Source organism: Aliivibrio fischeri, from assembly GCA_038993745.2.
GTDB lineage: Bacteria > Pseudomonadota > Gammaproteobacteria > Enterobacterales > Vibrionaceae > Aliivibrio > Aliivibrio fischeri_B.
In genome coordinates this window covers 1882720-1908198 of the sequence record CP160629.1, presented here as the reverse complement: position 1 = coordinate 1908198, position 25479 = coordinate 1882720, and the positions used below count along the sequence as shown (strand labels likewise).

At 37.4% G+C, this 25479-nt stretch carries 17 protein-coding genes, 3 pseudogenes and 1 riboswitch; of the genes and pseudogenes, 10 read left to right on the top strand and 10 right to left on the bottom strand.

The window, feature by feature from the left end; translation table 11 throughout:
- Positions 1 to 41 precede the first annotated feature (41 nt).
- Positions 42 to 1849 (bottom strand): annotated as a pseudogene (locus tag AAFX60_009225) (DUF3413 domain-containing protein).
- A gap of 19 nt (positions 1850 to 1868) precedes the next feature.
- On the bottom strand, positions 1869 to 2096 hold the full coding sequence (locus tag AAFX60_009220) for a YejL family protein (protein XDF76917.1): 228 nt from the start codon (positions 2094 to 2096) through the stop codon (positions 1869 to 1871).
- An 80-nt stretch (positions 2097 to 2176) separates the two neighbouring features.
- Between AAFX60_009220 and yejK the strand changes: the two genes are divergently transcribed.
- Together yejK and AAFX60_009210 are read left to right on the top strand one after the other, a co-directional pair.
- Entirely contained in the window at positions 2177 to 3193 is a 1017-nt protein-coding gene (yejK, locus tag AAFX60_009215; GenBank protein ID XDF78915.1) for a nucleoid-associated protein YejK, read from the top strand.
- A gap of 139 nt (positions 3194 to 3332) precedes the next feature.
- On the top strand, positions 3333 to 4523 hold the full coding sequence (locus tag AAFX60_009210; protein ID XDF76916.1) for a chemotaxis protein: 1191 nt from the start codon (positions 3333 to 3335) through the stop codon (positions 4521 to 4523).
- Between the two features lie 87 nt (positions 4524 to 4610).
- Here AAFX60_009210 and nhaC read toward each other — a convergent pair whose 3' ends face one another.
- Positions 4611 to 6047, bottom strand: a complete 1437-nt coding sequence (gene nhaC, locus AAFX60_009205) for a Na+/H+ antiporter NhaC (GenBank protein ID XDF76915.1) — start codon at positions 6045 to 6047, stop codon at positions 4611 to 4613.
- Between the two features lie 623 nt (positions 6048 to 6670).
- Here nhaC and asd point away from each other — a divergent pair.
- Positions 6671 to 7785: pseudogene (gene asd, locus AAFX60_009200) on the top strand (aspartate-semialdehyde dehydrogenase).
- A gap of 80 nt (positions 7786 to 7865) precedes the next feature.
- Here asd and ansA read toward each other — a convergent pair.
- Both ansA and sppA read right to left on the bottom strand, forming a co-directional pair.
- Entirely contained in the window at positions 7866 to 8879 is a 1014-nt protein-coding gene (gene ansA, locus AAFX60_009195; GenBank protein XDF76914.1) for an asparaginase, read from the bottom strand.
- A gap of 91 nt (positions 8880 to 8970) precedes the next feature.
- Positions 8971 to 10827: a signal peptide peptidase SppA gene (gene sppA, locus AAFX60_009190; protein ID XDF76913.1), complete on the bottom strand. Its 1857-nt coding sequence runs from the start codon at positions 10825 to 10827 to the stop codon at positions 8971 to 8973.
- A 218-nt stretch (positions 10828 to 11045) separates the two neighbouring features.
- Between sppA and AAFX60_009185 the strand changes: the two genes are divergently transcribed.
- The 4 genes from AAFX60_009185 to AAFX60_009170 all read left to right on the top strand — a co-directional run bounded on the left by AAFX60_009185 (position 11046) and on the right by AAFX60_009170 (position 17571).
- Positions 11046 to 13049 carry an NADPH-dependent 2,4-dienoyl-CoA reductase gene (locus tag AAFX60_009185; GenBank protein ID XDF76912.1) on the top strand — a complete coding sequence of 668 codons (2004 nt, stop codon included), beginning with the start codon at positions 11046 to 11048 and terminating at the stop codon, positions 13047 to 13049.
- 80 nt (positions 13050 to 13129) lie between these two features.
- Positions 13130 to 15073 (top strand): DNA topoisomerase III, encoded by a 1944-nt coding sequence (locus tag AAFX60_009180; protein XDF76911.1) that lies wholly within the window; start codon positions 13130 to 13132, stop codon positions 15071 to 15073.
- A gap of 79 nt (positions 15074 to 15152) precedes the next feature.
- Positions 15153 to 15974, top strand: a complete 822-nt coding sequence (locus tag AAFX60_009175) for a DUF5718 family protein (GenBank protein ID XDF76910.1) — start codon at positions 15153 to 15155, stop codon at positions 15972 to 15974.
- 124 nt (positions 15975 to 16098) lie between these two features.
- Positions 16099 to 17571, top strand: a complete 1473-nt coding sequence (locus tag AAFX60_009170; protein XDF76909.1) for a diguanylate cyclase — start codon at positions 16099 to 16101, stop codon at positions 17569 to 17571.
- 47 nt (positions 17572 to 17618) lie between these two features.
- On the opposite strand, the gene dusC is transcribed toward AAFX60_009170, so the two are convergent.
- On the bottom strand, positions 17619 to 18560 hold the full coding sequence (dusC, locus tag AAFX60_009165) for a tRNA dihydrouridine(16) synthase DusC (GenBank protein ID XDF76908.1): 942 nt from the start codon (positions 18558 to 18560) through the stop codon (positions 17619 to 17621).
- 50 nt (positions 18561 to 18610) lie between these two features.
- Positions 18611 to 19168, bottom strand: a complete 558-nt coding sequence (locus tag AAFX60_009160; protein ID XDF76907.1) for a type II secretion system protein — start codon at positions 19166 to 19168, stop codon at positions 18611 to 18613.
- A 101-nt stretch (positions 19169 to 19269) separates the two neighbouring features.
- On the opposite strand from AAFX60_009160, the gene AAFX60_009155 reads away from it, so the two are divergent.
- A complete protein-coding gene (locus tag AAFX60_009155; protein ID XDF76906.1) occupies positions 19270 to 19884 on the top strand; it encodes an SEC-C metal-binding domain-containing protein in 615 nt (204 codons plus the stop codon).
- 71 nt (positions 19885 to 19955) lie between these two features.
- On the opposite strand, the gene dsbB is transcribed toward AAFX60_009155, so the two are convergent.
- Both dsbB and nhaB read right to left on the bottom strand, forming a co-directional pair.
- Positions 19956 to 20465, bottom strand: a complete 510-nt coding sequence (gene dsbB / locus AAFX60_009150; protein ID XDF76905.1) for a disulfide bond formation protein DsbB — start codon at positions 20463 to 20465, stop codon at positions 19956 to 19958.
- Positions 20466 to 20533: 68 nt separating this feature from the next.
- Positions 20534 to 22126: a Na(+)/H(+) antiporter NhaB gene (gene nhaB, locus AAFX60_009145; protein ID XDF76904.1), complete on the bottom strand. Its 1593-nt coding sequence runs from the start codon at positions 22124 to 22126 to the stop codon at positions 20534 to 20536.
- 446 nt (positions 22127 to 22572) lie between these two features.
- Between nhaB and fadR the strand changes: the two genes are divergently transcribed.
- The gene (fadR, locus tag AAFX60_009140; GenBank protein ID XDF76903.1) at positions 22573 to 23415 is read left to right on the top strand and encodes a fatty acid metabolism transcriptional regulator FadR; all 843 of its coding nucleotides are present in this window, start codon (positions 22573 to 22575) and stop codon (positions 23413 to 23415) included.
- Positions 23416 to 23564: 149 nt separating this feature from the next.
- Positions 23565 to 24316 (top strand): annotated as a pseudogene (locus AAFX60_009135) (MipA/OmpV family protein).
- 276 nt (positions 24317 to 24592) lie between these two features.
- Here AAFX60_009135 and AAFX60_009130 read toward each other — a convergent pair.
- Positions 24593 to 24997 carry an H-NS family nucleoid-associated regulatory protein gene (locus tag AAFX60_009130; GenBank protein ID XDF76902.1) on the bottom strand — a complete coding sequence of 135 codons (405 nt, stop codon included), beginning with the start codon at positions 24995 to 24997 and terminating at the stop codon, positions 24593 to 24595.
- A 243-nt stretch (positions 24998 to 25240) separates the two neighbouring features.
- Positions 25241 to 25424, top strand: a riboswitch (Lysine riboswitch).
- Positions 25425 to 25479: the final 55 nt, after the last annotated feature.

Here is a 25479-nt window from a genome sequence, read left to right as displayed (position 1 = left end):
AGGAAGGGATTAGAAATATACTTGAATTTTTAATTCATCTTTTATTTTTTAGGGTGATAAAAACGCTTCAATTCAGAGATACCTTGCATTAATAAAGACAGTTTTGGCTTCTCATCTTTTAAACGACGATAGTTTTCATCGTAAACTCGATAGTTACCAAAAGTATCAATAACAACGGTATTTTTTCCTGTTATTAGTGCTATATTTTTTCTGTCTCCAGCAAGTAACCAATTACGATCTTCTGTTTGGTCAAATAGGTTAATACCACTGCTGTAGCTATCTGCAGGGGTTGTTGTACCTAAAAACTCTTCCATTAAAGTAGGCGCTAAATCTAAATGACTGGATGTTGTTGTAATGAGTTCTGGTTCTACATTTGGCCAATGGATAAGCATTGGAACACGTAGTTGATACTCACTAAAGTTAGTGCTTGAGCCCCAACTGTTTGTTTGTGTTTCATCAAATTCCATACCGTGGTTTGAAGTGATGATAACAATGGTTTTTCCCAGTCAGGGGACTGTTTTAAGGTTGATAAAACCGCTTTAAGTTGTTTATCTGTTCTTTGTACTGCCTTACGGTAGTTTGTTTCAAATAGGTTTTGACTTACATTCGAAGTCGAAATCGGCGCAGCGTCATCGTATTCAGAAACAGATGTAAGCTCTAAATAACTAAACCAAGGTTTATCACTTGTTTGTCGACCGAACCAATCTTTCCATTGTGAAACTGCTTTTTTATCATTCATTTTTTCTGTTGATTGAGCAATTTCACCTTTGGTAAAGATGATTTGCTTATACAGAGATGAATTAAAATCATCGCCACTAAATAGACCAAATTGGTAATTTCTAGCGTGTAGCTCGGTTAAAATTGGTGATTCGATGTGTGAGTTTCTAAAACTATCTACGTAATTACCAGGCAGACCATAGAATAACCCGAATAAACTTGTTGGATTATTACTTGCACTGTAGTGGTTGTTATAGTTCAGATTGTTTTGTGCAAATCGAGTTAAATTTGGTGTGTCAGTATGATTTAGCGTATCTGCTCGAAGGCTATCAATCATAATGATTTGCAAGTTGTAATCTTTTTGCTTTGTTTTAAATGCAATAGGCTCAAGAGGGTAACGCATGGCTTCTGTTGCGCCACCAGTTCCTTCATTTTGAATTTGTTTTGCAAGTGCCTCGCGGTCAATGAATCCGTGCTTTTCTAAAAATGAACGAGCTGTCATAGGGTAAGAGAGCGGGAATGTAGCGCGCTGAGCCGTTACTGGACCATAAGCTGAGGCATCAGCCCAAGTATGAATTAAGTGACTACCAATAAAAGCGATGGCAAATGTGATCGCAAATGGACGACCAACATGTTTATGAGCAAGTTTACGTAGTTTATTCCAAACCCATTCAGATAATGAGAGTTGCAGTAGGAATATTACGGGTACCACAATGAACAAGTATTGCCATTGTGTATTTAAATTGGATTTATCATTGTTAAGTAACATATCCCACACTAGCGGCGTGATATGTAAATGAAGGTTTTGATAAGCGTATGTATCTAATAAGAGTAGAGTCATTCCTGCCGTTGCAATGATGACACTTAAAATACGCATAAGTCGTTGTGATGGCGTAATAAAGGTCAGCGGAAACAGAACAAGAATGTAAAACCCAAAGATTAAGAAACCAAAGTGACCTATCCAGTTTAATACAAGATAGGTTTGACCAAGAAAGGTCTCAGGCCATGGTGATTGCGCTATATAACGCGTACCAATAAGCATTGCTGCAATGATATTGAAAAAGCTAAACCAGTGACCCCAAGTAATTAACTTAGAAACTTTGTCGCCGTATGTATTCCCGCTATCAACCATGGTCTGTGAATTCTCGCTCTTAGTGAGTTTTTGGTTTATCTAGTGAGCTAAGTAGTGCTTGAGCAAATTTTTCAGCGATGATTTGGCGCTGTTCTGCTGGCACTTCTTGGTTTAGAACGTTTGTTGCAATGTTACCAACTAGCATTAGAGATAAATCAGCTGGTGCACGATGTTTGTCTAATACATCGACCATCTCTGTTAACATTTGTTCAATTTGTTTGTTGCTGTATTTTGAAGTAATAGCCATAAGTCTTTTCAGTCAGTTAATGATAGTGAAAGCGGCTTATGATAACCTACTATGTACGTCAACTAAAAACCTTTTCTATTATGAGTTTAACCCTTTCAAACGTAATTTTACATAAATTAGTAAAAAATGAGCAAGATGAACTTGAAGTTTGTCTAAGAAATCAAACTCTTGAGAACGAAGAGTTCACAGAAGCCCTTGTTTCTGAGTTACACCGTGTATTTAATTCAAAAGCGGGTAAAGGCTTCGGTGTTTTCAAAACTGAAAGTGAGTTTGGTCATTGGTTATCATCTGTTCGCAAGAACGAAACGCCTTTTTTAGAGTTTAGCAACAATTCCGCAGAGAAGTTAAAATCAGAGCTGATTAAATATCCATTTGCAGAAGAAGGTATTTTAGTTATTGCTGAATACCAATCATTGGCTACTGAATACCTGTTTGTCGCGGTATTACCATCAAATGAAAGTATGAAAGTCACTGAGCAACTAGATATTAGTGCGACTGATTATCTTGATATTGCAAAAATGGATATTGCTGCACGTATTGATTTATCAACTTGGGAAACCGATTCAGATTCGAATCGTTACCTGACTTTCATTAAGGGTCGTGTTGGTCGTAAGGTCTCTGATTTCTTCTTAGATTTCTTACAAGCTGATGTTGGTATGGATACTAAAGTTCAAAACCAAGTATTAATGCAAGCGGTTGAAGATTTTTGTGCTGACGAACGTTTAGACAAAGAAGAAAAACAACAATATCGCAAACAAGTTTATGATTACTGTAATGGTCAGCTTCAAGCTGGTGAAGAGTTAACAGTTAAAGAGCTAGCTAGTGAATTACCAACGTCTGAGTCAGGCTCAAATTTTTATCAATTTGCAGAAGAGCAAGGATATGAATTAGAAGAGTCTTTCCCTGTTGATCGTACCGCATTACGAAAATTAACTAAATTTGTTGGTGCTGGTGGTGGCTTATCATTAAATTTTGATGCAATGCTGCTTGGTGAGCGTGTTTTTTATGATCCAGAAACGGATACGTTAACAATCAAGGGCACTCCGCCAAATCTTAAAGATCAATTAACGCGTCGATTAGGTTCTTCTGAATCATAATTGTTGCTTATATGATCAAAAGTAAGCTGTCTATTTGAGTGCGTTTTGACAACTCTTCTCAAATATTTGATAGCTTGCTTTTTACAAAATGATACCCTATCTACTCTTTAATTATCATTTTTGGTTAGGTAGGGTTGTAATGAAACACACCTCTAAATTCTTTTCTATTATTATCTCTCTTTTGATGCTTAATGGCTGTTCTCTTCTTGAAGTAAAGTTAGAGTCTCAATCTGTGCCATTGACAACAGCAGAGCTAAATACACGTATTTTAACTCGTGAATACAGTAAGCATTTCTTTAGTGAAGTAGAATCTGCGGCAGATGAAATCGCATTAACTTACCCTAAAGATGACACCTTACATCAGTCTTATGTCTTATTATGGAAGATTCATGCAGAAGAAGGGCTTCAGCGTGCAGCGTACCAAGTATCTCCAAAAGTGGCGTTGATTGATACTTGGGTGTTTGTGGCACAAATGGAGCAATTTTTCTCTCCAGAAGGTAAAGGTGCTGAGCTCTTTGATAGCGATATTGATTACAAAACCAGTCAGGCTTTATATGTCGATATTGAAAACATGGCAGAAAAACTATTATCTGGCTCAGAATTTAAATCAGGGAAAGAGTTTGTTACTCAATTTGTAAAAGATCATGCATTTGATAGTTTAATGATGCGTAGAACACCTGCATTAAAGGCTTGGTTAGCTCATCAAAATATTGATGAAACAGAAGCAGTAGCTACACTAGGCACTATGCCTGAAGCACTAGGTGATGTGTCTGATCGTCTTGGTTTAGTTTCTGAACAAACGCCAAAAATTATGACGTGGAAAGCTGAATTGATTGCCATGAATAGTACGATTAATGGCAATGACGTGAACAAAACACTAGAGAGCTTACGAAATACATCGCAATCGTTCCAAGATTTCGTGAAAAATAACCCAGAATATATGCAAAATCTTGCCGAGCAGATGAGTATTCAGCTGCAGCCATTGCTTGATGATTTGGACATGAAAACCGATGATAAACTGAATCAATTAAGTGCAGAGCGTATTGCTTTAGAAGCTATGGTAGCTCGTGAGCGTAAAGAATTGGTTGATATGGTTGAAAGAGAGCGTAAGGCTATTGCAATCATTGTAACTCAAGAGCGTGAGAAGTTTACTCAGGATTTAGATCAAGTATCCCAAGATGTTTTAACTCTTGCTATGGATAAAGTGATCGATTTAATTAAGAGTACAATCATTTACTTCATTTTGTTTATCTTGGCTATTTTCTTTGCTCCTCTAGGGTTAGGGTATTTCTTAGGAAAAAGAGCGGCAGTTAAGAAAGCCACAGTGTAATAAACATAATCCGAATAATTAAGTGCTAGATACAAAAATGCCAGTGATCAATCACTGGCATTTTTATTTAATGAGTAAACTAAGAAATTATGCTGTTTTTGTTTCTACAGCGATAGCTTCATCAGTTTCTTCTATCGTTACCGTTGGTTCGCATTTATCAACAAACCAACCGAAGTATGAAGTTACAATCGTTACGATAATACATACGAAGCTTAACCACATGAATGGTGCATAAGACAGTGTAGCGACGCCTAAGATGCTTGCCATGTAGATACCATTATCACTCCAAGGAACCATACCTGAAGTTAACGTACCACCAAACTCAGCATTACGAGATAGGTTCTTACGTTTGTAGCCTAAACGGTCGTAGTTTTTCGCACAAATCTTTGGTGTAAGGATAAGCGATACATACATCGCCGAACCGAAGATGTTACCAAAGAAAGCAGTAGCAATCGTACTTGTTGCAAGAGAACCTGGACCTTGAACGCGTTTTTCAAATAGTTTAGCAACGGTTTCAAGAACACCTACTTTATCTAATAGACCACCAAAGCCTAGACCAAATACGATAACTGCAACTGAGCCAAGCATTGAAGACATACCACCACGGTTTAGGATCGCATCAATAAACTCAACACCAGATGAAATTGAGAAAGGTGCCCATGCAGTATTAAATGCTGTCAAGAAATCGATATCTTGTACCATTACTGCCCATACAATACCCAAAAGAGAACCAAAGCTGATCACTGGGAAAGAAGGCATTCTCATCGCCAATAGGCCAAGAACAATAACAACAGGAACAAATGAGAATGGAGAGATAACAAATTGCTCTTCCATTGCTAAGATAACAGAATCAACTTGGCTCATGTCTACGTTACCTGCAAAGTGGAAACCAAATGCAGTAAACATAATACCAGTGATGATGTAGCTGATAAGAGCAACAGGCAGCATGCCTTTAATGTGCTCCATAACTTCAACATTAGACATTGAAGAAGCAAGAATTACAGAATCTGAAAGTGGAGACATTTTGTCGCCAAAGTAACAGCCTGAAAGGATTGCACCAGCAGTAATTGGTGCTGGAACACCAAGACCTTGACCGATCCCCATCATTGCAATACCAGCTGTACCAGCCGCACCCCATGATGTTCCTGTTGCAAGAGCCGTTAATGAACAGATGATCATTGTAGCTAAAAGGAAGATAGATGGGTGAATGGCTTTTAGGCCGTAGTAAATAATGGTTGGAACAATACCACCAGAGATCCAAGTACCCACTAATGCGCCAACAGCCAAGAGAATTAATACTGCTCCTAGTCCATTGGAGATGCCATTTAGAGCTGCTTTTTCTAAAGATTTGTAATCATGGCCTAATTTGATACCTAACGTCATGATAATGAACCAGCCGATGTAAAGAGCTAGTTGAATAGGTAGATCAAGTTGTGCCGTGAATGAAAAGGCAAGAAGTAGAAATAGCCCTAAAGATATAATTACCTGCGTAATCGAAGGTAACTTTGTTGTTGCTTGCTTCATGTATAAAGCCTCTTTTTTGTATGTATGAATAAAATTCATACGATAAGGGGTTGTGTTTTCTAAACGAGGTGCACTTTACCTTATGATCAACAATAGATCGATTAACTCTGGTTTATTTGTGATTTTTATCTCTACTCTTGTTAATTTCACAATAAAAACGTAATTTTAGCGTTAATAAATGGTTTTAATTAATGGTTTATTTGATTTTAAAAATGAGTTGATGTTTTATTTTGTATTAAAAAATAGCATGAATAGTAACTTAACCTCACTTTTTGTCGGTGATTATTGGTTTAAACGTTTGCTTTCTTGGTTTTTGGTGAAACTTTATGAAGTGTAACTAGGTGTAAGAAGTGTTAAGAGCTTACTTTTGAAGGTTTTTGATGCGAATTAAAGTAAGGTGCATAAAAGTTATATTTATGTTGTTTCAAATTGTCTTTTACTAAAAAGATAATTATTGAATTGGTGGTTTATTGCGCTTTTTCTCTTATATCTATTCGTTCACATGTAAGGAAATAAGACGGCATTTATTTCAAATCATATAAAAATAGTGCTTGAGATTTTATTCTGTTCATCATATAGATGGAGGAAGCGTATTTATTTTTTAAGATTACAGGGAGAGTAGAATGAGAGTAGGTTTAGTTGGTTGGCGCGGTATGGTTGGTTCTGTATTGATGCAACGTATGGTTGAAGAGCGCGATTTCGATCATATCGAACCTGTATTTTACACCACATCGCAAGTTGGGATTCCAGCTCCAAACCTTGGTAAAGATGCAGGGCTATTACAAGATGCATTTGATATTCAATCACTATCAAAATTAGATGCCATCATTACGTGTCAGGGTGGCAGTTATACTGAAAAAGTGTACCCAGCACTTAGACAAGCAGGTTGGAAAGGTTACTGGATTGATGCTGCATCGACATTACGTATGAAAGATGATGCCATTATTACCCTTGATCCTGTTAACTTTGAGCAAATTCAGCAAGGCATCCATGCAGGAACCAATACATACGTAGGTGGTAACTGTACCGTTAGTTTAATGCTAATGGGATTAGGTGGTTTGTATAAAGCGGGTCTAGTTGAATGGATGAGTGCAATGACATACCAAGCCGCTTCAGGCGCTGGTGCGAAAAATATGCGTGAGCTGATTTCACAAATGGGCGTGGTTAATGATTGTGTGACTTCTGAGTTGGCAAATCCTGCGAGTTCAATTTTAGATATTGATAGAAAAGTGGCTGAGACCATTCGTTCTAGTTCTTTTCCTACCTCTGAATTTGGTGCTCCATTAGCGGGTTCTTTGATCCCATGGATTGATGTGAAGCGTGAAAACGGCCAAAGTAAAGAAGAATGGAAAGCAACAGTAGAAACGAACAAGATTCTAGGGCTTGAAAATGCTCCAGTACCAATTGACGGTACGTGTGTGCGTATTGGGGCAATGCGTTGTCACTCGCAAGCATTAACGATTAAGTTAAAGCAAGATGTTCCAATGGATGAGATTGAAGAGATCATCGCAACGCATAATGATTGGGTTAAAGTGATCCCTAATGAGCGTGATATTACGGCACAGGAATTAACTCCGGCAAAAGTAACAGGGACATTATCTGTTCCAGTTGGTCGCTTACGCAAAATGTCGATGGGTAATGAGTTTTTAAATGCCTTTACGGTTGGTGACCAATTACTATGGGCGCAGCAGAGCCACTTCGTCGTACCCTACGTATTATTTTGAACGAAAAAAGATAATTTACGGTTAATTATCTAGAATTAAAAAAGGCTTCCCATGAGAATTCAGGGAAGCCTTTTTTGTATTACGTAAATCGTAATTAATGCGTTAATTCACCACATAAATTCTGTTGCATCATAGTACGCATGGTTTCATAGGGTAATTCTTTGCTTAGAATATAATGAAGTTTAGCTAGAGCGGCTTCTGGTGTCATATCATAACCACTAATTACTCCAGCTTCAGCTAGAGCACAGCCTGTTGCATAGCCACCCATGTTTACTTTTCCAGATAAACATTGAGTCAAGTTAACCACGACAACGCCACGTTCAGATGCTTCTTTTAATTGTGCAAGAAGCTCAGGGTTTTGTGGCGCATTACCCACACCAAAGGTCAGTAAGATCATCGCATTGACTGGTTGGCGTAGTGTATTTTTGATCACTTCTGCCGAGATCCCAGGATACATTGTCACGACACCGATTGGTTGTGGTGTAATGTTATTTACTGTGAACTCACCTTCAGGCTGTTTGTTGATTTCTGCACCATTAATTTGAATATTAATACCAGCCTCTAATAAAGGTGGTAAGTTTGGTGAAGAAAACGCATCAAAACCATCTGCATGTGACTTAGTACTGCGATTACCACGGATCAATTTGTTATTAAAGAATAATGTTACTTCATTGATAGGGTAATTTGCTGCGATATGCAATGCATTTAATAAGTTGCTTTGGCCATCAGAACGAAGTTCTGCTAGAGGAATTTGAGAGCCAGTAACAATAACTGGTTTTCCAAGGTTCTCTAGCATGAAAGAAAGAGCCGATGCTGTGTAGGCCATGGTGTCCGTACCATGAAGAATCACAAATCCGTCGTATTTGTCGTAATTAGCACGAATATCGTCAGCAATACGTTGCCAGTCTTCAGGCGTCATGTCTGAAGAGTCAATCAAAGGATCGTATTCGTGAATGGTGAAAATTGGCATTTCTGCACGATGGAACTCTGGCATTTGTTTAAGTTGATGTTGCATGAATCCAGCAGCTGGAACATAACCATGATCATCAGACTTTATCATGCCGATTGTGCCGCCAGTATAGGCGATGTAAATGTGTTTTCTTTCCATAATAACAACGGTACAGAGTTATGGGAGGTGGGGGATTATACTGTGCATTTGGCATAAAGAAAGCCCGACATGTGTCGGGCTCGTCATGCTTTTAAAGATTGCTACAGTTTAAACAGAAGAGATATTGCCCTTTTGGATCATTAAAGTTATTTAACATGTTGATATCTGTTGCAACTTTATTGATTGTTGGTTGCAAAGCTTCAGGAGCGAATGAAAATAACTCAGTTCTGACGCTCGCATTTAGGTTCATGCTTAATTCTTCTAAGAATTGCTCCATTGGCGTTAGTGGCTCTTTTACCCAATATAGGTTGTATGATTCCATATTTGCTAATTGAGCAGCTGTTTGCACAGCATCATCAAAATCACCCAGCTGATCAACAAGACCATGTTTTAACGCATCTTTACCTGTCCAAACTCGGCCTTGAGCCACTTTGTCTACGGCCTCTAATGATAGGTTACGATGATCGCTGACAAGTTTAATGAAACGATGGTAACCATGTTCAATACCCAATTGCATAACTTGAGCAACATCATCATTTAAAGGACGAGTAATACTAACGCCATTGAAAGGAGAGGTTGAGATCCCATCACTGTGGATCCCCATTTTCTCTAAACTTTTTTCAAATGTCGTTAAAATGCCAAAAATACCAATAGAACCAGTAATTGTTGTTGGCTGAGCAATAATTTTATCAGCACTTGCTGAAATCCAATAACCACCAGAAGCCGCTACACTAGACATAGAGACAACCACTGGTTTTCCTGCTTCTTTTAATGCATCAATTTCATTACGAATGACTTCAGAAGCAAAAGCACTTCCTCCTGGACTATCAACACGAAGTACCACCGCTTTTACTTTATCGTCGCCACGAGCTTGACGAAGAAGTGCTGCTGTAGAATCACCACCCACTGTACCTTGGCGTTCTGTTCCATCCATAATGGCACCACTTGCTACAACAACAGCGATATCTTGTGCGTCAGGAATAACACTTGGTTGAACTTGAGACAAATAATCGTAATAGCTGATTTGTTTGAAGCTGTCGTAACCATTTGAACCAAATTGTTCAATTAAATCTTTACGAACTTCTTGTCGTGTCGCTAGTTTATCGACTAAACCCAGTTCTACCGTCATTTGCGATAGATCACCATTCACTGATTTTAATTTAGCGATGAATTGATCCATAGGCATTGTCAGTGTTTTTGGATCGATTTGGCGATTGGTCGCAACGTCATCTAAGTACGCATCCCAAAGTTGGGTTAACCAAGCAGAAGCTGATTCTTTTGCAGCATCAGACATGTCATTACGAAGGTAGGGTTCAACAGCAGATTTATATGTACCCACACGGAATACATGAGTAGATACGTTTAGTTTCTCTAGCAACTCTTTGTAGTAAAGCGTATACGCACCATAGCCACGCAACAAAACAGTACCATCAGGAGCCATGAATACTTTATCAGCATAGCTTGCAAGGTAATATTGGCTCTGATTGTAATAATCACCAATTGCATAAACAGGTTTGCCTGCGGCTTTAAAGGTATTTATCGCTTTAGCAATATAGCGCAGTTTAGTGAGGCTGGTTTCATTCATTTCTTTTAAATGCAGCACCAAACCAGACACATTATTGTCATGTGCTGCGAAACGAATTGTATCGACGATATCAAATAACACATTTTCTTGTGATTTTTGGCTACCTAAAACATCCGAAGTAATTCGTTCTAATGGCTCTCTAAATTTGCTTTCTTCAACAATTGGGCCAGATAAGTCGAGAATTAATGCTTTTGGTTCAACAATTTTATCTTCTGTTGATGGGGGAGTGCTATCTAAGAATGCGAAAGCAATGACGCCAATAAAAATGAGAAAAAACAGATTAAGTACGAGCTGGCGCGTAAAGGAAAGTAACTTCCATATCGCTTGAAAACATTTGCCTATGAAGTGGAATAACCCTTTCATATATTTCCTTATTATACATTTTATGATCTATGTCTATATCCTACTCTAAGTAGTAAATAAAGTAACTAGGCCGAAAGGTCTAAGTAAGAATTAGTACGATTTATGCGTAATAAGTAAAAGATTTGATGAATGTTGCATAATTGTAAAAAGGTAATTGTAACAAACGTATATTGATACTATTCTGGTCAGACCACAATAATTATAAGCGATGGATTGATATGAGCTACCCACATCTGTTTCAGCCGTTAGATTTAGGATTTACTCAATTAAAAAATCGAGTACTGATGGGCTCCATGCATACAGGTCTTGAAGAGAGTAATGATGGATTTAAAAAGTTATCTGCTTTTTATGCCGCAAGAGCAAAAGGTGGTGTTGGACTCATTGTCACAGGTGGTTTTGCTCCAAATTTTCGAGGGCGATTAACTCCATTTAGTGCGCAATTTAGTTCGTCTCGTACGGCAGAAAAGCATAAAGCGCTAACGCAAGCTGTGCATGATAACGGTGGTAAGATTGCCCTTCAGTTATTGCATGCAGGTCGCTATGCCATGCATCCACTTGCATTAAGTGCTTCAGACATTAGAGCCCCCATTGGGATGTTTACTCCATCGCAAATGAGTGAGCGTCAAATTCAAAAAACAATCCGTGATTTTGCCAATAGCGCTTATTTTGCTAAGCAGGCAAATTATGATGGTGTTGAAATCATGGGATCTGAAGGGTACTTAATTAATCAATTCATCTGTGCTCGTACTAATGTTCGTTATGACAATTGGGGAGGGCGTTATCAAAATAGAATTCGTTTTCCTCTCGAAATCATTAAAGCCATAAGAGAAAAAGTAGGTGCAGATTTCATTATTATTTTTCGTTTATCTATGCTTGATTTAGTTGAGCAAGGTAGCACATTTGATGAAGTCGTTGAGCTTGCACAAGAATTAGAAAAAGCAGGCGTTACTATATTAAATACCGGAATAGGTTGGCATGAAGCTCGTATTCCAACCATCGCCACCCAAGTACCAAGAGCCGCGTTTAGTTGGGTAACTGAAAAATTAAAAAATAAAGTATCGATACCTTTGGTTACTTGTAATCGAATCAATACGCCAGAAGTAGCAGAAAATATATTAGCAACAGGTCAGGCTGATATGGTGTCAATGGCTCGTCCATTTTTAGCGGATCCTGAGTTTGTCAATAAAGCGGAACAAAATAAAGCCGAGCTTATCAATACGTGCATCGGATGTAACCAAGCCTGCCTAGATCACGTGTTTAAGGCGAAAAGAGCGACGTGTTTAGTTAATCCGCAAGCGTGTTATGAAACAGAATTAGTCTTAGAACCAAGTGATAAAACGAAATCTATAGGTGTCATTGGTGCAGGAATGGCAGGATTATCTTGTGCGGTTTCATTAGCAGAGAGAGGTTATCAGGTCACGGTTTTCGAGCGTAATGAGCGTATTGGTGGTCAATTTAATTTAGCGATGCAAATCCCAGGTAAAGAAGAGTTTAAAGAGACCATTCGTTATTTTACTAATAAACTCGATCACCAGAACATTGTCGTGAAGTTAAATTACAGCGTTGAAATGGATGAATTACGTCAATTTGATGAAGTGATTGTGGCAACAGGTGTGAAACCAAGAGCTCCTCAATTGGAAGGAAGTGAACATCCTAAAGTGATTGATTATCAAACCTACATTAAAAACCAACCGACATTAGGCCAAAAAGTAGCAGTGGTTGGTGCTGGTGGTATTGGTATCGATGTTGCGACAATGATAACTGAACAGGAAAATCAAACATTAGATACTTGGTTGCAAGACTGGGATATTGATAAAAATATTGAATTTGAAGGTGGATTAAAGCCCCAAGATACCTATAAACCAACTCGAGAAGTATGGTTAATGCAACGTAAAAAAGGAAGTATCGGTAAAGGCCCAGGTAAAACAACTGGTTGGATTCATAAGCGCACATTAGAAAAACGTGGCGTGAATATGTTAGCAGGTGTTGAATACTTAAAAGTGAATGATGATGGTCTTTATATTCGACATAATGAAGAGGTTAAGTTGTTAGATGTCGACCATGTCATTATGTGTGCAGGGCAGGTGTCTGTTAATGAGCTAGCTGAAGCATTAACAATAAATGAAATTAATCATCATGTTATTGGTGGCGCTGATTATGCAGGTGAACTGGATGCAAAAAGAGCGATTCGTCAAGGAGTAGAGTTGGCTTCAAAGTTATAGCCTCTTAATAAACAAAAACTTGATAACTGTCTATTCATACAGGTATAGTGCTGATGTTATTCACAACATCAGCATTTTTTATGTCACGATTATTTATTGCCGAAAAACCAAGCCTTGGCAGAGCGATTGCCGCAGGCCTAGCAAAACCACAAAAAAACCAACAAGGTTACATCGAATGCGGCAATGGAGATATTGTGACATGGTGTATTGGTCACCTATTAGAGCAAGTTGAACCCGATGCATATGATGATAAATATAAATCATGGCGTATGGAGCATTTACCTATCGTGCCAGATCAGTGGCAACTTAGACCAAGAAAAGCCTCCAGTAAGCAATTAACGGTAATTCGAAAGTTGTTAAAAAATGCAACGCAGATCGTTCATGCGGGAGACCCTGATAGAGAAGGTCAGTTACTGGTGGATGAGGTGTTGGATTATTTAAAATTATCTAAAACGAAAAAAGCGGCGACTCAACGCTTATTGATCAGTGATTTAAACCTGCCTGCGGTGAAGCGTGCGTTGACTTCTATGCGTAGTAATCAAGAGTTTATTCCTCTTTCTATTTCGGCCTTAGCACGCTCTCGTGCCGATTGGTTATATGGTATGAATATGACACGTGCCTACACGTTATTAGGTCAACGAGGTGGTTATCAAGGAGTATTATCAGTAGGAAGAGTACAAACTCCGGTTTTAGGCTTAGTTACTCGCCGTGATGAAGAAATTGCTAATTTTGTACCAAAAGCGTATTACACGCTAGATGCCCTTATTCCTTATCAGAATGATCAATTAAACGACGGTGTTCCTTTTGATATCAGAGCAAAATGGAAACCTAGTGAAGCGTGTCAGCCATGGCAGGATGAAGAGGGACGAGTTCTTAATCTTAAACTGGTTGAAAATGTCGCTCAGCGCATAGCGAATCAACCGGCGACAGTAACTAAAGCTGAAAATAAAGAAACGAAACAAAATGCGCCTTTGCCATATTCTTTGTCATCACTTCAAATCGATGCGGCAAAACGTTATGGATTAAGTGCACAGCAAGTGCTAGATGCGTGTCAGGCATTATATGAAAAGCATAAGTTAATAACCTATCCACGTTCAGATAGTCGTCATTTACCAAAAGACCATTATAAACAGCGTGAGCAAGTGTGTGCTGCGATAGGAAATAATGATAAGCAATTATCAACAGCTGTTACAAAAGCCGACCTTTCACTGAAATCGCGAGCTTGGAATGACAGTAAGGTGGATGCTCACCATGCTATTATTCCAACACCGAAATCCAGTGGTTCAGCGGGCTTATCTGGCTATGAAGAGAAAGTGTATCATTTGATTGCTCGTCAATACCTAATGCAATTTTATCCTGCTGCGGTTTATGCTGAGGCTGAATTGGTGTTTGATATTGCTGGTGGGGTGTTTGTTGCAAAAGGAAAGCAAATGCTGTTTGCTGGCTGGCGAGTTCTGCTTGGCAAAGTGCAATCTCAAAATAGTGATGACGATGTAGCGAGTAAAGTTCCGCCATTATCAAAAGGTGAGGTTCACACTTGTCGAGAAGGTGAAATAAAACATCGCATGACAGAACCGCCAAAACATTTTACTGAGGCGACGCTTTTGCAAGCAATGACAGGTATTGCACGCTTTGTGGAAGATAAAGAACTGAAAAAAATACTAAGAGATACGGATGGTTTGGGAACAGAAGCGACTCGTGCGGGTATTTTAGATACATTATTTAAACGTCAGTTATTAACTAGAAATGGAAAGTCCATTCATGCCAGTGAAGCTGGTAGAGGGCTTATTCATGCTTTACCAAATGAAGCAACTTACCCGGACATGACCGCTCATTGGGAATTTCAGCTTCAAGGTATGACAGAGAAAACACACGCTTATCGACCTTTTATGTCGGAATTAGAAATAAAAGTGACTAATTTTATGCAAGGTGTTCAGCAAGGCCCGGTACCAGAGTCATTAAGAACATTAAAAAGTCCAGCTAAGCCACAATTTAAACGTAAAAGAAAAGCAAAGAAATCTTAAAATACGATCCCCATCATCGATTCATTTTTAAGAATACACTATTGTGCCCTGATATTTATTATTTATGAAAAGGCGCAATATGTTTAAAGATGTAATCGGTTTTGGGGTGGCAGGTAATTTCGCTGGTCATTTAGAGCAAGCGGGCGAAGCAACTGATTTTTTGAATGTTAAAGTTGAGAATAATATTCAACCTAAAGCATTGTTTCCTTTTTATGTCCCATCACAACATGCAGGCTTTCTATCTCAATACCCATTATCTTCTGATACCATTATTCCGCCAAATGATGCGGATAATCTGCAAATTGAACCAGAAGTTGCAATCGTCTTTGATATTAGCTACCAAGACAATAAAGTAGTGGCACTGACACCAGTTAAATTTGCTGCATACAATGACTGCTCAATAAGAAAACCCAATGCAAAAAAAATCAGTGAGAAGAAAAATTGGGGGGCGGAGACGAAAGGTATTTCTCAAGATTTCATCAAATTGTCATCATTTACTAAAGGTTGTGAGTTAGATAAATATCGTATTGCAAGTTTTCATATGAGAAATGGTGAATTGAATCGCTACGGTGAAGACAGCGCAGCAATTGATTACAGCTATTTTCATGAGCAATTAAATGATTGGATTATCGATAAAATGAATAATCAAAAAGATGAAGGACCTGCAGAAAATTTATCTATTTATTTGGCTAATGCTAGTTACCCTAAGCAGGCAATTATTAGTATTGGAGCGACAAGATACACTCCATACGGCGAGATTAACTTTTTAAAGTCTGGTGATCAAAGCATTGTTGTCGTTTATGATGGTGATAAATATACAAGTGACGAAATCGAAACAATGGCAAAAATGAATTCGTTTGAAAAATCAGGTATTTCTCTGTTAAGTCAACAGGTTATCTAAGAGTTATTCATTATTGTGATTCCTATAAAAATGTCAGTTGTCTGTTAAAACTGACATTTTTGGAAGAAATAGCACAAAAATGTATGTAATATAGTCTGTTCACTTCGTGTTAAAGAATTTATACATGCCGAAATTTAATTTAAAACATATCTTTCTTATACCAACACTATTCCTAGTGTTGATCGTAGGTTTTATTTTAAATAACCACATGAACTCCGTACAACGTCAAGTTAACCGAGAGTATGATCGTATTATAAATTCACTTCAACGTTCAATTAAAGTAATTATTTCTTTGGATTACAATATTTCGCAGCTATATAAGCAAAATCAAGGTAGTTTTTATAATCACAACTTTGAAATTAAGAAAGATAGTGGGCTTTGTGTTATTCGTCCAAGCGAAAATTTAGATGCAGTAATGGCAGAACAAGACATTTCAGTTGCAGAAGGACGCCTTGATTATAGTATCGCTGGTAAAAAAGATTTATGCGATCCATCATCTGAAGTATATGAAATTGCATCTAAGAAGGTGAGCCTTGCCCCTGTTATTTCTTTTATCCATGATTATGAAAGTTACCTTCATGGGATCTATTTCATTTCAAAATATAATTATATTATCTCTTCACCAAAAGAAATTGCTGAGAATTTATCGCAAAAAACGCTTGATGTTATTTATTCGCGCCCATACTGGAAAGACAGTATGAAAAACGACAGTGAAAAATATATTACGTTTACGCCTCCATATACCGATGCTTTTTTTGATGGACTTGAAGTATTAACTTTTTCAACGCCTATTTACTATAAAGGTATATTCAAAGGTGTATTAGTCATTGACCTTTCAGTTGAAAAACTTTTACGTTCATCAAATGAAATATCGCAACATATTCAGTTGTTAAACAGTGATGAGTATAAGAGATTTGAACAATATCGTTTTATGCAGCCAGTTAATTTAGATTTCACTGACTTTACGTATTTCTTATATTATAAAACATCGATAAAAGAAGAGTTGAAGGGTTTTCTTGTGCATGACTCTAATTCGTTAATTTTAACGTTAGTAATGTATATCCTCTCTTTACTATCTATGTTCTATTACCAAAGTCGAGTATCTCAAAAATACTATCGTGATTTGGCTAAACAAGATCCAATGACAGGCTTATATAATCGTCGTGGTTTTGAAATGAGCTTACAAGATCGTGTCGTGAAAAAGTACGTTGGTTTTGCAATTTACGATATTGATGACTTCAAACAAATTAATGATGTGTTTGGACATGATGTGGGTGATGAGGCTATTAAATATGTCGCGAGAATGCTGAATAAGAGTGTGCGTGATAGTGATATTGTGTCTCGATTTGGCGGTGAAGAGTTTGTTATCTGTATTAATGCTGAATCAAGAAATAGCTTAGAAAGTGTTTGTGAGCGTGTAAGAAAATCAATTCAGGATTCATCAGGAAAAGTAGTTAAAGGTGGTTTTACTGTTTCTGGTGGCGTAACGGTAATCGATTCACATCAAGAATTTTCATTTGAACATGTGATTAAGAAAGCCGATGCCTTGCTTTATAAGGCGAAACAAGATGGTAAAAACCGAGTTTACTTTTCATAAACTCGGTCATTGGTTCGGGGAAATATGCGCGAAAAAATAAGGCTAGCTTACTTTTCTAGCTCTTGATTTAGACGGGCAACGATAGGCTCTGATTTTTTATGACTTCGAATATCCATAAAAATATCTTTTGCTTCGGTATATTCTTGACGAAGATAAACGAGCCATTGCTTTACTCGATTTGAGTAATATTGTCCTTTATCTCCAGCCATTTGAAGCTTCGAATAATGAATAAGCAAAGCAATGACTTCAGGCCAAGGCATTTTTGAATGGTTGTGCTTAACTACGTTACCTAAGTTGGGTACATTAAAAGCCCCACGGCATACCATTAATGAATCGATTCCTGTTGCTGCAATACAGCGTTGGCCGTCATCATAGTTCCAGATTTCACCATTTGCGATAATTGGAATATCAATCTGTTGGCGAACTTGGTTAATGTAATCCCATTTAATTTCTTCTGCTTTATACCCATCTACTTTGGTTCTTGCGTGAATGGTTAGTTCATTCGCTCCAGCTTGTTTGATAGCGTCGGCAATAACAAAACATTCTTCAGGATTTTCCCAACCTAAACGAATTTTAGCTGTAACTTTCTTATCTTTACTTACGGCATCTCGACAAGCTTTAACTACTTGGTAGATGAGCTCTGGCTCTTTTAAAAGCGCAGCTCCGCCACGACTTTTGTTTACCGCTTTAGCTGGGCAGCCAAAATTCAGATCAATGCCGTCAGAGCCAAGTTCAATTGCTCTCGCAGCATTTTCTGCCATCCAGTTAGGCTCTTGGCCTAATAGCTGAAGACGAATAGGGGTACCTGATTTGGTTTTGCTGTCATTTAGCAGCTCAGGACAAATACGATGGAATACATGAGGGGGAAGCAGTTGATCGACAACGCGAACAAACTCTGTAACACAGAAATCGTAATCATTAATTTCAGTTAGTAACTCGCGCATTAAATGATCGAGCACGCCCTCCATAGGGCCTAGTATTACTTGCATATCCCACCTCTTTTATTGGAGGTGGGATTGTAGGGGAAAGGCAGCCTATGTCACTTACTTCCTTTGTTATAAGTAGTAATTATCGTTTCTCCCGTCGATGGGAAATAATTCAGTCGATAACCCTGATGATTTTTATTAGTGATATCTGATGTATAGTAATACATACAAGCTTGTGGTTTACCTGTAACAGGTGAGCCATACCAATATTCTATATCTGTACTAGAAGTAATAAAATCATCACCTTTATATTCAGAAATAGTTAAGTCTTGATTTAGTAATGCATTCCAAAGCTCACCACAACCTTCACCAGTAATAATGCCTTGATGGTTTGTTGTACCAAGTGGAAACCCTTCAGCAGATGGAAATATCTTTTCGTCTCCGTACTCTACAGCTACACCTGAACTGACTGATGGTTCACCTTGTGTTAACCAAGCAGCATGGTACAAATTAACTCCAGAGGTGAATTCGGCAAAGACACCTTTAGCTCTAGATTTATGAGCATCGTTTTGCAAGCTTAAAAATCGTGGTGCAGCCGTAACGGCTAAAATTCCTAAGATAACAATAACAACGATCAACTCTATGAGTGTAAATCCTCGATTTTTTTTCATAATGTTCTCAACAAGCAAAAATTAATAATAACGGCACTTAGGCTCTAATAATTATTTGCGCTATACTACGCCGAAAACTTAATTTAAAAAGTGAAAAAATAATGAAGTACCAATTAATTTCTCTAAGTGATGCAGATTTAACCTGCACAAATGTATTTCTTGAAGGTGCTGTGCTAGCCGCAAATATGGCAACAAAACCTTTAGAGCCAGAAGTGTGGTTGAATGGTCTTGTTGGTACTGATGTAACTTTGAATATTAAAAATGCAGTTATTCATCAAATTGAACAGCAATACACATTACTTAAACGTAATGAATATGAAATTGCCAATTTGATCGATACTGAGAACGTTGACTTATTGGCTGATTTCGCTGAAGGTTTTATGAGTGTTTGGCCTTTAATTGAAGATATGTGGGCTGAAGTAAGCATTGGTGATGGCACTTCTCGTATGTTATCAGCATTACTAACAACGTTAATGCTTGCACTTGATGAAGAGCAAACACAGGCTCAAATGAAAGAAGCGGGGATTGAGACTCCTCCAACTCTAAAAAGCATGCTTCCACAATTAGATATGATGATTCTTGAAGTCGCAATGGCTGCTGATGAGTTGCAGATTGGTTATAAAGGCCAGAAAGTAAATCCATATAAAGATATTGGCCGTAATGATGCTTGTCCGTGCAATAGCGGTAAGAAATTTAAACAATGCTGTGGTAAATAAAGCACTAAAAATAAAAAAGCCGCCACTAATACGTAATTAGTGGCGGCTTTTTACTATTAGCAATATTGCTATTATTTTTTATTGAAGAATTGTGCGATAACAAAAATAGCCAAAGCAATTAAGTTACCTGCAAAAATAATAACTAGCCACTGAGGCATCGTTAGCGTTAAGAATTGCCATACGATCTTGCTGCAGTCACCATAAGCTTCAAACATCCACGGTGCCCATTTATTTAATGGTGCCCATGAAGGGAAGGTTACAAATAAATCGCAGGTTGAAAATGGTGAAGGGTTTAATTGGAAATCAACATGCTCAAGCGCAAGCTTAAGCCCCCACCCAGCACTGATCCCCCATGCAATGAAACCACACCAACGAATAATAAGGTTATTTGGGTTTAATAACCCAATAATAGCGGCGCCACCTATCCCCATCATTGCAACACGCTCATAAATACACATAACACAAGGTGGAAGTTTCATTATGTGTTGAAAGGTCAGTGCGGAGGCTTCGAAAAAAATAATACAAAGTAGTAGCAGAAACCAAGATAGGCGAATGCGTGAGAAATGATTAAGGGCTTGCATTTTTATTCCTTATAAAAATAAAGGCCCCGTATCTACAGAGCCTTTGCTATCAAAAGTAGTTTACCTTATTAATGACCACTAGAAATCGCAGAAGTTGCACTTTCTATTGTTCCAGGTGCAATCCAACCAAGATCGTAGAACATTGCAGTCATAGGTTCAAGGAAGAAAATGATACCAAACATACCAACTAGTGCTAACACAATTGTATAAGGAAGAGCCATCCATACCATACGGCCGTATGATAATTGAATTAACGGAGCAAGAGCAGACGTTAATAAGAATAGGAAAGCTGCTTGACCGTTTGGTGTAGCAACAGATGGTAAATTTGTACCTGTATTGATAGCTACAGCTAGTAGATCAAATTGATCACGTGTAATAACACCATCCATTAATGCTGCTTTTACTTCATTAATGTAAACTGTACCAACGAACACGTTATCAGATACCATAGAAAGTAAGCCATTTGCTACATAGAACAGTGCTAATTGTGCACCTTTATCTTCTACTGCAAGTACAGCGTCAATGATTGGTTTAAATAGCTCTTGGTCAATGATTACAGCTACAACGGCAAAGAATACGGCTAATAGGGCGGTGAATGGCAGAGCCTCTTCAAACGCTTTACCCATAGAGTGTTCTTCAATCACACCTGTAAATGCAGTTGCAAGGATAATCACTGATAAACCAATTAGACCAACGGCAGCAAGATGAAGTGCTAAACCAACAATTAGCCATACCGCAATTAAACCTTGAATGATTAATTTAGCGTTATCGATATTAGTACGGTTTTTACGTTCTTCTGCTTCGTAGTCTTCTAGGATTTTACGTACGTTTTCAGGCAATTTTGCACCGTAGCCACAAATACCTAATTTTTCAACAGCGATACAAGTTAAAATACCACAGATAAATACTGGCGCTGTAATTGGAAGCATACGGATAATGAATTCACCAAATAACCAACCAGCTTGGTCCGCAATGATCAAGTTTTGTGGTTCTCCCACCATTGTCATTACACCACCAAGAGCGGTACCAACACCTGCATGCATTAATAAGCTACGTAAAAAAGCACGGTAGTCTTCTAAATCTTCACGTGTTAATTCATCAACATCGCTATCACAAGTATGATCATGAGTTTGTGAACCACCTTGGCCAGATGCAACACGGTGATAAATTGCATAGAAACCAACAGCAACACTAATTACAACAGCAATTACAGTTAAGGCATCAAGGAAAGCTGATAAAAATGCAGCGGTAAAACAGAATGCCACTGATAAAGCAGTTTTAGACTTAATACCAATGAGTATTTTAGTAAAGATAAATAGAAGCAATTGCTTCATGAAGTAGATTCCAGCAACCATGAATACGAGTAGTAAAAGTACTTCGATATTGGCTACTAGTTCATGTTTTACTTGCTCAGGGCTTGTCATACCAATGGCTATTGCTTCTATAGCTAATAAACCACCAGGCTGTAATGGGTAACATTTTAGCGCCATTGCAAGAGTAAAAATGAATTCAACAACCAGCAACCAACCTGCAGTAAACGGATCTACAAAGAAGAAGACAAGTGGGTTGATTACAAGAAATGAAAGTATTGCGATTTTGTACCAATCGGGGGCTTTACCAAGAAAGTTTTTGATAAATGCATTCCCTAGCGAAATAGACATGTGATGCTCTCTACATTATTACGATAATTCTAAAAATAAGGTTAAGTAGGGAGTTGATAATAATCGCCTAACATATTGTTATTAGTAAAGATAAACAACTATTTAGAAAAACAACAAGGCTTATTTTACTGCTTTACCAAATAACTACCTATATATACCTAACCTTATATACCAAACGCCTGAACTTTACTCTTAATTCCTTAATAGTCAATATTTGGAAAGAAGTAAATTGATCAAAATGTGCCTTTGCTCGGTTTTATTAATAAAACTAAAGAAATGTATAGAAAAAAGGTAGCAGAGTTCTTGATTTATTAGGGAGATTAAGGCTTAAAAATTGGAAATGTGTTTCTAAATTACAGGTAAATTTAATAAATAGTTAAGGATTTATTGAACTGGTGGTATGATGAGTGCAGTTATCTTATTTAAAGAACGGATTTTAAACTTGTATGGTTATTAAGGCAAAAAGTCCTGCAGCATTCGCTGAAAAGTACATTATTGAAAGTATTTGGAATGGTCGTTTTCCACCAGGCTCAATTTTACCAGCTGAGCGAGAGCTTTCTGAATTAATCGGTGTAACGAGAACGACATTACGAGAAGTATTACAACGTTTGGCTCGTGATGGTTGGTTGACAATTCAACATGGTAAACCAACAAAAGTGAACAATTATATGGAAACCTCAGGTTTGCATATTTTAGATACACTAATGACATTAGTTGATGCAAATAATGCCACTTCAATTGTTGAAGACTTATTGGCTGCTCGAACTAACATTAGTTGTATTTTCATGAGACAAGCATTCAAGACAAATAAAGAAGGCTCTTTAAGAACACTTAATCGTGTCATTGAATCGTGTGAACAGTTACTTGCTGCAGAAAGTTGGGACAGTTTCATAGAGGCATCCCCATTCGGAACAAAAATTAAAGCTGAAGTGAAAGAAGATAACGAAAAAGATCCTGCCAAACGTGAAGAGATCTTGATTGCTAAAACCTTCAATTATTATGATTATATGCTTTTCCAAGGTGTTGCTTTTAAATCTGGCAATCAAATTTATGGGCTTATCTTTAATGGTTTGAAAAAGCTTTATGCGCGAGTTGGTAGTTACTACTTCTCTAACTCTGAAGCTCGAGAGTTAGCTTTACAATTTTATCGTGACTTAAAGCTTATTTGTGAAGAAGAACGTAAAGATGCTGTAATGCCAAGAATGCGCCAGTACGGTATGGAAGGTAATTTGATTTGGAATGAAATGAAATTAAATTTACCAAGCAACTTTAGAGAAGATGATAGTTAATCCGATTTAAAATTGAATAAAGCAGGCACTTAGCCTGCTTTTTTTATATCTAAAATAAACAAAAAAACCTAAATAACTATGAAATGGTGTGTGGTTATGTATAATCGTACGTTGTATTGTTAATTCTGTGGTTATATAAGGTTGTCATTGTGAGTAAGTTAATAAGTCGCTCTGTTTTTTGTCTTTTGGTGTTATTCAATAGCAGTGCTAATGCAAAAATTTCACAATGGTCTCTTGGTGCCGCCGCTGCATATTCCCCTTCCTTTTATAAAGAGACGCCTTCGAATACAACCATTATTCCTATGATTGGTTATGAGGGGAACATCTATTCCTTAGAGGGTTTAGTGGTGGTTATCGCTTAAAACCAGTAGGTTCACCTCAAAATATAATATTTCGATTTGTCTATGATCCTAGAACGTTTAAGCCTAATGATTCAAATGATGCAGCAATGCAAAAATTAGATGAACGTAAGAGTACTGTGCTTGGTGGGGTGAGCTATCAGTTGATTACTCATGTTGGGATTATCGAGTTTACAGGAGAAACTGATGTAGGTCGTACTCATAATGGTCTTTATGCAGAAGCGGCTTGGCGTTTACCAATAAGAGGGAGAGGGTGGGCAATAACACCATCATTAGGGTATTCATATAATAGTGAGAAATTAAATAATCATTTATATGGAGTATCCAATGAAGAAGCGTTACGAACTGGAGTTGACCAATTTAATGCAGATTGGGATGGACAGTTTTTTATTGGATTATCTACTTATTTCCACATTACACCAAATGTTCGAGTGACTGGCGGTTTGCGTTATGTGAACCTTGAGGGGAACCTAGAAAATAGTCCAATGATTGAGCATACAACAAGTTCAACAGGTAACGTCGGTATAGCGTACGTGTTCTAGGAATTTTTATATATTATTTAGTTCGTTTTATTAATGAGTAAGAGCTTATGATTTATAGAAAAGATTACTATTAATAATAGTATTAATATTGGTGTATTAAAAAAACAATGATTAAGTAATTATTCGATAAAAACCTTGTCAGTTTTATCTTATTCAGGTGACCCTTAGTTAGTTTAAAGTTTCGAGCAATAATACGTTTCTAAATGTAATAAAATGAAAATAAAAAAAGACCACTTAGAGTAAGTGGTCTTTTTATATACTTTTTAAAGAGTATTATTAGATTAAAAACTCTTCTAGTTTTTTACCAGCATCAAGCTGTGCTTGAAGAGCTGAAGGAGTACGGCCTTGGCCTGTCCATGTTTTCTCTTCACCAGCGTGATCTTGGAATTTATATTTTGCAGGACGAGGTGCGCGTTTTTGTTTTGTTTTTACTGTTGTAGCAGACATAGTGTCTAATAGATCTTCAGGAGCGATGCCGCTGTCGATCATCATTTGACGGAACTCTTCAAGTTTAGCTTGTTTTTCAGCTAGTTGAGCGCGCTCTTCTGCTTCAGATTCTTGACGTTCTGCAACAACAGATTGAAGTTTTTCTAATGCTTCTTCTAATTGTTCTAAAGTCATTTCGCGAGATAAAGCACGTAGGCTGCGTAGGTTAAGCAGCGTTTTAATTGTATCAGACATATTTGATTCCATAATTATTTTGATAATATGATTATAATATAACAGAAAAATAATATAACAAATTTCTAGATAAAGGAATAAAAAAATATTAATGATATTAATATTAATAATATCCATTCTTAAGGATAAGACTGCTACTAAATAACTTTAAAATGTTTCATTCTAATTAGCTAGATAACTTAATGTTAAAATACTCAGATATAGTATTGCAAAATTGTTTTCAATCCGTACAATAACCGCACCTAAAAGGGTAGAGGCGCACCGCCTAAGAGTAAATTGTAAGAGGGTGATACTTATGACGACAATTGAAAGGAGTCGGTGCCGAAGTTAATTACGTTAATCGAGCGTATTAGCTGGGGTTATTTCGAAGAGGAATAACACTGCCATAGTCAATTTTATTTTTTAACTATGGAGCGCTACTGTAGGGGAATGTTATTCATTCACTTCCTTAATAACGATATCTATCGTATCTGCAGTAGATC

Bases quoted from the DNA above. Each gene is read 5' to 3' on its own strand.
- AAFX60_009220 (XDF76917.1), bottom strand. From the start codon at position 2,096: ATGGCTATTACTTCAAAATACAGCAACAAACAAATTGAACAAATGTTA.
- nhaC (XDF76915.1), bottom strand. From the start codon at position 6,047: ATGAAGCAAGCAACAACAAAGTTACCTTCGATTACGCAGGTAATTATA.
- AAFX60_009180 (XDF76911.1), top strand. From the start codon at position 13,130: ATGTCACGATTATTTATTGCCGAAAAACCAAGCCTTGGCAGAGCGATT.
- AAFX60_009155 (XDF76906.1), top strand. From the start codon at position 19,270: ATGAAGTACCAATTAATTTCTCTAAGTGATGCAGATTTAACCTGCACA.
- fadR (XDF76903.1), top strand. From the start codon at position 22,573: ATGGTTATTAAGGCAAAAAGTCCTGCAGCATTCGCTGAAAAGTACATT.
- dsbB (XDF76905.1), bottom strand. From the start codon at position 20,465: ATGCAAGCCCTTAATCATTTCTCACGCATTCGCCTATCTTGGTTTCTG.
- AAFX60_009210 (XDF76916.1), top strand. From the start codon at position 3,333: ATGAAACACACCTCTAAATTCTTTTCTATTATTATCTCTCTTTTGATG.
- sppA (XDF76913.1), bottom strand. From the start codon at position 10,827: ATGAAAGGGTTATTCCACTTCATAGGCAAATGTTTTCAAGCGATATGG.
- AAFX60_009170 (XDF76909.1), top strand. From the start codon at position 16,099: ATGCCGAAATTTAATTTAAAACATATCTTTCTTATACCAACACTATTC.
- nhaB (XDF76904.1), bottom strand. From the start codon at position 22,126: ATGTCTATTTCGCTAGGGAATGCATTTATCAAAAACTTTCTTGGTAAA.
- AAFX60_009160 (XDF76907.1), bottom strand. From the start codon at position 19,168: ATGAAAAAAAATCGAGGATTTACACTCATAGAGTTGATCGTTGTTATT.
- ansA (XDF76914.1), bottom strand. From the start codon at position 8,879: ATGGAAAGAAAACACATTTACATCGCCTATACTGGCGGCACAATCGGC.
- AAFX60_009175 (XDF76910.1), top strand. From the start codon at position 15,153: ATGTTTAAAGATGTAATCGGTTTTGGGGTGGCAGGTAATTTCGCTGGT.
- AAFX60_009130 (XDF76902.1), bottom strand. From the start codon at position 24,997: ATGTCTGATACAATTAAAACGCTGCTTAACCTACGCAGCCTACGTGCT.
- AAFX60_009185 (XDF76912.1), top strand. From the start codon at position 11,046: ATGAGCTACCCACATCTGTTTCAGCCGTTAGATTTAGGATTTACTCAA.
- yejK (XDF78915.1), top strand. From the start codon at position 2,177: ATGAGTTTAACCCTTTCAAACGTAATTTTACATAAATTAGTAAAAAAT.
- dusC (XDF76908.1), bottom strand. From the start codon at position 18,560: ATGCAAGTAATACTAGGCCCTATGGAGGGCGTGCTCGATCATTTAATG.